1 protein-coding gene is annotated in these 891 nt (G+C 42.8%); it reads left to right on the forward strand.

The window, feature by feature from the left end:
- A partial coding sequence (locus ACTVAI_RS11810) for an IS3 family transposase (RefSeq protein ID WP_443486748.1) occupies positions 1 to 851 on the forward strand: 851 nt, incomplete at its 5' end.
- Positions 852 to 891 lie beyond the last annotated feature (40 nt).

Below are 891 nucleotides of genomic sequence, written 5' to 3' on the forward strand. Positions count from 1 at the left end.
TTACGAGATTATGTGAATTGTTGGAAGTATCCACTTCGGGATACTATGCCCATCGGGATTCCAAAAAAAGGGAAAAAGATTCTTTGAAAACGGGAATTGAATTGCTTTGGCGGGACTTGGTGATTGAAGGGATGAACTACAAGAAAGTTGAAAAAGGCTCTCGTGCACTTGTTATGTATTTCAAGAACCGCCTTTGGGTCCGGGTTAACCGGAAGAAAATCCAGCGGATTATGCGGAAATTTGGCCTGTTTTGCAAAATCCGCCGAGCAAATCCTTATAAACGTCTCGCAAAAGCCACAAAAGAGCATCGGACTGTACCGAATTTGTTGGAACGTAACTTCAAGCAAGGACAACCGGGAAAGGTTCTCCTGACGGATATTACCTATTTACCGGGAAAAAACGGCTTTATGGGCTATCTATCCACCATTCTGGATGGTGAGACGAAAGAAATACTTGCCTACTCTGTCTCGGATCGTATCAAGTTAGATATTGCGCTCGAAACGGTCAACGACTTGATGGCAAAGCACGGCCCATTTCTGCCAGAAAACTGTTTGATCCACTCCGACCAAGGAGTACATTATACCAGCCCTACTTTTCAGAAGTTAATGAAGAAATATGAAATTAGCCAATCCATGTCCCGTCGGGGAAATTGTTGGGACAACGCTCCTCAAGAGAGTTGGTTCGGTCACCTGAAGGATGAAATCCATTATCATGACTGTCAGTCATTGGCGGAATTGAAAGCAATTATTAATGACTACATATATTATTACAACTGCGAACGTGCCCAATGGCACTTAAAAAAGTTGACCCCGGTACAATACCGAAATCAACTTCTTCTGAAGGTTGCTTAAACCTCTTTTTTAAATTGTCCTTGAAACGGGGTCCAGATTA

Origin of the sequence: Jeotgalibaca sp. A127 (assembly GCF_052266745.1) — a bacterium.
Classification (GTDB): domain Bacteria; phylum Bacillota; class Bacilli; order Lactobacillales; family Aerococcaceae; genus Jeotgalibaca.